Annotated in this window: 5 protein-coding genes and 2 tRNA genes (1 of these 7 cut by a window edge); all 7 read right to left on the minus strand. The window is 41.2% G+C overall.

The window, feature by feature from the left end; genetic code table 11:
- Positions 1-17 precede the first annotated feature (17 nt).
- Positions 18-944: a tRNA (adenosine(37)-N6)-dimethylallyltransferase MiaA gene (gene miaA / locus GW828_RS02860; protein WP_182722343.1), complete on the minus strand. Its 927-nt coding sequence runs from the start codon at positions 942-944 to the stop codon at positions 18-20.
- A 1-nt stretch (position 945) separates the two neighbouring features.
- Complete coding sequence (gene mutL / locus GW828_RS02865) at positions 946-2,832, minus strand: DNA mismatch repair endonuclease MutL (RefSeq protein WP_273057908.1); 1,887 nt, start codon at positions 2,830-2,832, stop codon at positions 946-948.
- A gap of 1 nt (position 2,833) precedes the next feature.
- Positions 2,834-4,159, minus strand: a complete 1,326-nt coding sequence (locus GW828_RS02870; protein WP_182722345.1) for an N-acetylmuramoyl-L-alanine amidase — start codon at positions 4,157-4,159, stop codon at positions 2,834-2,836.
- Positions 4,149-4,625, minus strand: coding sequence for a tRNA (adenosine(37)-N6)-threonylcarbamoyltransferase complex ATPase subunit type 1 TsaE (tsaE, locus tag GW828_RS02875; protein WP_124018307.1), 477 nt, complete (start codon positions 4,623-4,625; stop codon positions 4,149-4,151). Before tsaE ends, GW828_RS02870 begins: the two co-directional genes overlap by 11 nt.
- Before the next feature lie 172 nt (positions 4,626-4,797).
- Positions 4,798-5,253: a hypothetical protein gene (locus GW828_RS02880; protein WP_124018306.1), complete on the minus strand. Its 456-nt coding sequence runs from the start codon at positions 5,251-5,253 to the stop codon at positions 4,798-4,800.
- A 592-nt stretch (positions 5,254-5,845) separates the two neighbouring features.
- Positions 5,846-5,921 (minus strand) — tRNA-Gly (locus GW828_RS02885).
- 425 nt (positions 5,922-6,346) lie between these two features.
- Positions 6,347-6,414: transfer RNA gene (locus tag GW828_RS02890), tRNA-Gly, on the minus strand (it continues 31 nt past the right edge of the window).

Genomic DNA, 6,414 nt, shown 5'->3' on the forward strand with positions numbered 1-6,414 from the left:
CAGCAACGGCTAATAAGCTAGCGGCTTTGTCGCATAAGCGTAACTAAATTCCCTTCGACACCACTTTCAAGCCACTGTAATTCCGGCCAACTCCTCAACCATGTTAATTGACGTTTGGCCAATTGCCTAGTGGCTGCGGTAGCTTTTTCGACCATAGTCGCATGATCAAATTCTTTATCAAGGTATTGCCAGCACTGCCTGTAACCTACACAACGCATTGATGGCATGTCTAAATCTAAGTCACCACGCGCTTTTAAGCGTGACACCTCATCGATAAAGCCTTGCTCAAGCATGATATTAAATCGCTTAGCAATTAATTCATGTAATACACTTCGATCGTTAGGTGCAATAGCAAATTGCACTACATCATACGGCAAAGCGACTGATTTAGTTTGAGTCAATTCAGTCATTGTTTTGCCACTGATCCGATAAACCTCTAATGCACGCGATAATCGTTGTGGATCGTTAGGATGAATTCTTGCTCCAGCAACCGGATCTATTTGACATAATTGTTGGTGTAATACGTCCCAACCGTCTGTTTGCGCTTGCGCCAATATTTGCTGCCGAATACCTTCATCTGCACTGGGTAGAGGAGATAAACCTTCTAACAGTGCTTTAAAGTACATCATGGTGCCACCCACGAGTAAAGGGGTCTTACCGCGACGAATAATGTCTTCGATAGCTAATAGTGCATCACGGCGAAAATCTGCCGCTGAATAACTTTCGCTAGGATCAAGTATATCAATTAACTTGTGCGGAGCCATTTGCAGCTCTTTCGCCGTCGGTTTAGCTGAACCAATATCCATGCCACGATAGATAAGCGCTGAATCGACTGAAATAATCTCGCAATTATGCTTTGTCGCCATTTCAATGGCTAATGCCGTCTTGCCTGAGGCTGTAGGCCCCATTAAAAAAATGATTTTCGGCTTATCGACACTGTTCACGTTAATTATTTTTCATCCAATTTTGCCAAGGCAATACGTGCTCTTGGTCATAACAAGTTTGTTTCGTTTCATCGTCAAGTGCACAAAATTGCTGCCATAAGACTTGTACTGGCTCAAATTGCGATAAACTTTGCTGTGCAAGCCAACCGACAATAGCATTATCTGAAGGTTGCTCTATTTGTATCCATTGCAATAATTCAGGTATCACAACAGCAAGTTGGCTTTCCCTCAAATATGGGGGCACTTTTTTAATAATCAACTGCTGAAAGCGAATTGTTAATTCAATACCCATCTTACGCAGTAATTGATCACGCTTGGCTAAGGTTTCTGGCCAATCTAAATCTGCAGCTACTGATACTGGCATTAATAACGGTTGTGACACTAAGCCATTAGCGAGTTTGATTTCAATTTGCTGCTTTCTCACTGCCAATTGCACCTTTTTTATAGGCAACAATGACAACTTATCATCTTTGCATATCACCCAATACTCACCCGCTAACAATGGGGGGATGGCCAACTCAGTCGCGACTTCATTAACATATGATATCGCGCTATTCATCGGGGTATGTAATAACTGTCCATAGTTAGCAATGGCAGTTTTGGTCTGGGCAGCAGATAATAGGCTAGTAGGCTTTTTATCATAACTAGGCTTAATTGCAGCTGAATACCCCCCAGATAAACTATTATTCTTTCCCGGAACATGCATTGAGCCGAACGCGCTAACACTATTAATCGCTTTAGTGGAGTCACGGTTAAGTGAAAATACGTCTTCAATGCTAGCGATGCTATTGGCATCATCCATCACAGTTGGATCTTGGGGCACCATTGCACAATTATCATGTTTATCTAGTGAATTAGATTCAGATTCAGGTTCATGCTCAGATAAGGCCAACGCAGGCATTTGCACTAATGCCGATTGCACTGCTTGTAATATAAAATCATGCACATAGCGAGATTGATGAAAACGCACTTCATGCTTGGCTGGGTGCACGTTCACATCAACCTGGTGTGGATCAAGTGATAACATCAACACATATCCAGGTTGATGCTCAATACCGTACTCAGCAAAAGCTTGTTTAACAGCATGATTAACCAGTCGATCTCTAATTAATCGTCCATTGACATAAAAGAAATTCGTCTCGGTGATGACTGTATCTTGTGGTGACTGTAAATAACCATTTAGAGATAAGCCTTCATGTTCACAAGCAATGCTTAAAGCTTGCTCCGCAAATGCTCGGCCACAAATTTGTGCTAAACGTTGCTGCGTTTGAATGTCGGTATTTGCAGGACGATACTGACGCACTAATTTACCATTGTGGGTCAGGGTAAAATGAATATCGCGGCGCACCATGGCAATCCGCTTTAACCACTCATCAATATGAGTGAATTCGGTTTTATCACTTTTTAAGAAGCGTCTTCTAGCGGGGGTATTAAAAAACAAGTCGACCACTTCAATGGTCGAGCCTTGTGGATGTGCAGCAGGGGTCACTTTGACATCCATTTGCGAGCCTTCAGCGTAGGCCTGCCAAGCTTCAGACTGTTCAACTGTTTTTGAGGTTAATGTTAGCCGTGACACTGAGCTAATACTGGCTAGCGCCTCACCACGAAAACCGAAGCTTAAAATAGCTTCGAGATCATCGAGCGTATGAACTTTTGATGTTGCATGGCGCGACAGTGCTAATGCCAACTCATCCCTAGGAATACCCGCACCGTTATCGCGGATACGAATCAGCTTACTTCCGCCTTTATCGATATCAATATCAACTCTAGTCGCGCCGGCATCAAGACTGTTTTCAACCAGTTCTTTCACCACCGATGCAGGTCGCTCAACCACCTCGCCTGCTGCGATTTGGTTTGCAAGTTGTGGCGGTAACAGTTGAATAGCCATATTAAGCCCTTGGTATTACGAGTTTTTGACCAATACGTACTACATCACTCTTTAAATTATTGGCTTGCTTAATACTGCTTACAGAAACACTGTAACGCTGCGCAATAATTGATAACGACTCGCCACGCTTTACACTGTGTTTAACGTTTGACGTCTTGGCCATCAAAGAGTCAGCGGGCGGATTACCTTCAAAATAACGCAGCACACCTTTATAAATGGCATTAGCCAGCTTTTCTTGATGATTACCGTTAGACAACAACCGTTCTTCACCTGGATTAGAGATAAAGCCAGTTTCAACTAAAATAGAGGGAATATCTGGAGATTTAAGTACAGCAAAACTTGCCGATTCTGGATTTCTTTTGTGAAGGTGAGTAATCGTATCTAAGTCACGAAGAATATCACCAGCAATAGAATGACTTATCGCCATCGAACTGTTCATCGACATATCGAGTAATGTCATGGCTAAATATTGTTCACTATCGGTATTTTGAATGATCTCGCCTGCACCACCTAACAACTCTGAGTGTTTCTCTTTTTGCTCTAACCAGCGACCAATTTCACTATTAGCTCTGCGCATTGATAACACCCAAACAGACGCGCCACTTGGCTGCGGTGAAGTGAAGGCATCAGCATGAATCGATATCAATAAATCAGCTTTACTGTTTCGTGCCAGTTCAGAGCGTTTATTCAAGTTAACAAAATAATCGCCAGTACGCGTCATCACCGCTCGCATGCCCGGAGTTGCATCCACTTTACGCGCCAAACGCTTGGCAATTTCAAGCACTACCCGTTTTTCATGCATGCCAGAAGGTCCAATAGACCCTGGATCTTCGCCGCCGTGGCCCGCATCAATGGCAACCACAATGTCTCGCGATGACTGATTAGCAGAGCGGCTAACGGTTTGACCTGTAGAGGAGCCACCGTCAACATTTTCTAAGTCGACTACCAGACGGTTGCCATAAGGAGCTGTCGGAGGCAAAGTAAACAAACTGGACTTTACCGGTTTAGTTAAATCCATAACCAAGCGCAATATGCCTTTTTTAGGCGGCGAGCTAAAACGTATCTTTTTGATAATTTTGCTGTTATTCGCTATTTTATCTAAATTAACTTTAGCGCCAGTATCCTGAATATCAACCACCAAACGATCTGGCCCCGTTAAGGTAAAACTGTCGTATTTAGGAGCTTGAGTTAAATCAAACACCACTCGAGTCGATTCAGGAGCAGCCCAAATACGCACGCTATCAAGTTGATTGGCTGCCCAAACTAAATTAGGCAAAAACAACAGCGTGATGATAAAAGGAATAAAAAAAGTTTTTTTAAAAGTCATTATTATTTATATTAATTTTATTTAAAATTGCCTGCCCTGCAGGGGATATGGCTTGTAATTCAACCTGTCTTTGAGATTCTTTATAACGTAAATGCAAATGGATGTCAGCCTTAGGAAGTAATCCATGACCATTATCGGGCCATTCAACTAGACACACACTTCTATCAGTGAAGTAATCACGGATCCCCATATACTCGAGTTCCTCTGGATCAGCTAATCGATACAGATCAAAATGATACACATCCATATCGTTAAATTCATAAGGCTCAACCAAGGTATAAGTCGGACTTTTCACCGCGCCTTGATGACCCAAACTTTGGATAATACCTCGACTAAACGTTGTTTTACCCGCGCCTAAGTCACCAGTAAGATAAATCGTTAATGGTGGCACAATCCACTGCGCAATTTGTTGCCCAAGAGCGACAGTAGCTTGTTCATTTTCAAGGGTTTTAAGCAGCGATGTCATGGGTAAAGTCAGCTTCCATAAAAAAGAGTTACAAGAATGCTAAATATAACAGAAATTATAGGGGAACTCCCACAGTTATGGTGGTTATTTTTTGTTAATAAAAAAAGCCAGCTACTGGGAATAGCTGGCAAACTAACACTTCAGGAAGTTATGTCAAAATTTAATATGTCGTTTAGATATCATCCATACGAATTGTGCTGTGAACTAAACGTTTTTGTTGAGTTTGCGCCACTCTGACCAAATCCATTAATGCACTCTTAATTTCATCAGTAGGACTACTCATCGCTGTTTTTTCTAGCAGCGCGATTAAGCGATTTTCTAAATCAAGATGCAACTCAAGCACTTGGTCTTCTTGCATATTGGCGGCTAATGAGGTTTCAAGACAACGTTTGCTAAAATCTTCGAAAGTAATGTCTTTATACCAAGTATTTAAGATTCTTGAAGGCGCATCTTCTATGTAACTTTCAAGTGTTTCGTATATATGTCTCTCATGCTGTTGAAAATAAGTTAGCATCATTTTTACTCTGGAGGAGTCTGCGTTACGATCTAAACGCTTATATAATTTCTCCATATCGAGATGGCAATTAGCAACATAATCAAGTAGCTCACTCAGTTGTTGGATCCGCATAACACTCACCTCGTTCAAAGCCCTAACTTCTTAGGAAAATCTATCTTGAGTTGATTATCAGAGATAACACCAGTAAATGATTTGAACCAGATCATGTTTTACTTCACCAATATGCTCTTACTTTAGAGATCCATGAAGAAGTGAGTACTAGATCACTTGTTTGTTGATTGCAAAAACAATTTACTCAAACGTAGATGATGCAAATTTATTAAAATGACAATATTCGGGATGAGTTAGATTGCAGTGGTGAGCATAAGAAAATGTCAATTTAGCTTTGGTAAGCCTTATGCAAAAGTAAACACTTCACCAGTTTTGGAATAAACAAAATTTGGAGTGACTTTTCTTTATGAACAAAGAGAGGTTCGAACAGATGACCGATATCTTAACAAGGTATCGCATTTTCTGAAAACGCAACTGAGTATAGTGTCGTAATAGTAATTAATTGGATTTTAGTAATTAATTGGATTTTTAACAGAGGAAGTGATTTGGAGCGACTTTTCTTTATAAACAAAGAGGGGTTCGAACCGATGACCTGTACCTTGGCAAGGTATCGCATTTTCTAAAAATAGGAATTTTGACAGACGAAGTGATTTGGAGCGACATATCGGGTTCGAACCGATGACCTATACCTTGGCAAGGTATCGCTCTACCAACTGAGCTAATGTCGCGTACTGTTTGCTTCATTATAAAGTTAGCAAGGTATCGTCTTTCAACCTATGCCAACTTACCTAATGTCGCATTTTAAATCATGTAGAATTTACAGCGACCTTTCTTTGAAAATAAAGAGAGGTTTGAACCGATGACCTATACCTTGGAACAAGATGGGTATCGACTCTTGCGATTAACTCAACTGAGCTAATGTGCATTTCAAAAATTTCATCTAGAAATTTGGAGCGACATATCGGGTTCGAACCGATGACCTATACCTTGGCAAGGTATCGCTCTACCAACTGAGCTAATGTGGAGCGGCCTTTCTTTATAAATAAAGAGAGGTTCGAACCGATGACCTATACCTTGTAACAAGATGGGTATCGACTCTTGCGATTAACTCAACTGAGCTAATGTCGCATTTCAAAAATTTCATCTAGAAATTTGGAGCGACATATCGGGTTCGAACCGATGACCTATACCTTGGCAAGGTATCGCTCTACCAACTGAGCT

The organism is Shewanella vesiculosa (assembly GCF_009994065.1).
Classification (GTDB): Bacteria; Pseudomonadota; Gammaproteobacteria; order Enterobacterales; family Shewanellaceae; genus Shewanella; species Shewanella vesiculosa.